General features: G+C 63.4%; 1 protein-coding gene. It reads left to right on the top strand.

Annotated features, from left to right (window positions below; genetic code table 11):
* On the top strand, positions 1-470 hold a 470-nt coding region (locus QWI17_RS16630), incomplete at both ends, for a trypsin-like peptidase domain-containing protein (protein ID WP_302723649.1).

Raw genomic sequence — 470 nt, 5'->3', positions numbered from 1 at the left:
CACCCCCTTCCTGCCCAACGTGGTTCACGAAGGCCTCGGTGATGTGGTGTTCTTCAAGCACAAGGCTGCGACGGTACCGGCCTGGCGCCAGTACGTGCCGGGCGAGGCCGTGACGGCGGTCGGCTACAACAGCTTGATGATGCCGATGCAAGGCAAGGGCCATGCCCTGCCGTCGCTGGTTCGGCTGGAAGGTACGCCTGGCAGTGTCTTCTACTCGGTACACGATGGCCCGATCACCAAAGGCATGTCGGGTGGGCCGGTGTTTGCCGACGATGGCAAGGTCGTAGGCATCAACGTGGCCATCATCCCGACCAGCGAGATCGACGCTGGCAGGCGCCCCGACCTGATCGGCAAGGAACGCATCAGCGTGTTCATGTCGTTCAACGAGATCGACAAGGAGTGGCGGCGCTATCAGTACCTGCTGGCACGCAAGGCCAAGCCGAGGGCGCCGGCTGCGGTCAAAGGCTACG

It is taken from the genome of Gilvimarinus gilvus (genome assembly GCF_030518155.1).
In the GTDB taxonomy this organism is placed as follows: domain Bacteria; phylum Pseudomonadota; class Gammaproteobacteria; order Pseudomonadales; family Cellvibrionaceae; genus Gilvimarinus; species Gilvimarinus gilvus.
The sequence above is the reverse complement of the archived record's forward strand: the minus strand, read 5'-3'. Positions and strand labels throughout refer to the sequence as shown.